At 54.6% G+C, this 793-nt stretch carries 1 protein-coding gene; it reads left to right on the forward strand.

The window, feature by feature from the left end:
- Nucleotides 1-74 precede the first annotated feature (74 nt).
- Nucleotides 75-793: MNIO family bufferin maturase (gene bufB, locus AC1DRJ_RS30590; protein ID WP_477805402.1), on the forward strand; the 719-nt coding region annotated here is incomplete at its 3' end.

A 793-nucleotide genomic window follows, 5' to 3' on the forward strand; every position in this document is an offset into this window, starting at 1 on the left:
GAATAACCGACCACCGCTCGGTGCCGCGGTGGTTTCCCCCTTGCCACTGCGGCCATTTTGCGAGGAGTCCGCAAATGTCTGCATCCCTTCCTTGTCTAGGCTACGGCCTGGGTTTGCGCAGTGCTTACTACCAACAGATTCTTGATCAGTCGCCGGCCGTGGACTGGTTCGAAGTCGTCTCCGAAAACTTCATGGTGCGGGGCGGCAAAGCCCTCTACTACCTTGACGCCATCGCCGAGCGTTATCCGCTGGTGATGCATGGCGTGTCGTTGTCCATCGGCGGGTCTCATGCGCTGGATCCGGGCTATCTGCAACAACTAAAACTGTTGGCTGATCGAGTAAAGCCGGCGTGGATTTCCGATCACCTGTGTTGGAGCCGTGGCAATGCCCATCAGCTTCATGATTTGTTGCCGTTACCGTATACCGAAGAAAGCCTTCATTACGTGGTAGACCGAGTGCGTCAGGTGCAGGACGTTTTGCAGCGTCCACTGGTATTGGAGAATGTCTCTAGTTATGTGCGCAGCGCTGGTGATAAATTCAGCGAGTGGGAATTTCTTCACGCACTGAGTCTGCTGAGCGATTGTGAGTTGTTGCTGGACGTCAACAATGTCTATGTCAGCTCACGCAATCATGGCTTCGATCCGTGGACCTTCATTCAAGGTTTGCCGGCGAACAAGATTCGCCAACTTCATCTGGCGGGTCACAGCGATTACGGGGATTACGTCATCGACACCCATGACCATCCCGTCAGCGATCCAGTCTGGGCGCTCTATCAAAGAACCCTCGACTACCT

It is taken from the genome of Pseudomonas sp. P5_B2 (assembly GCF_056400445.1).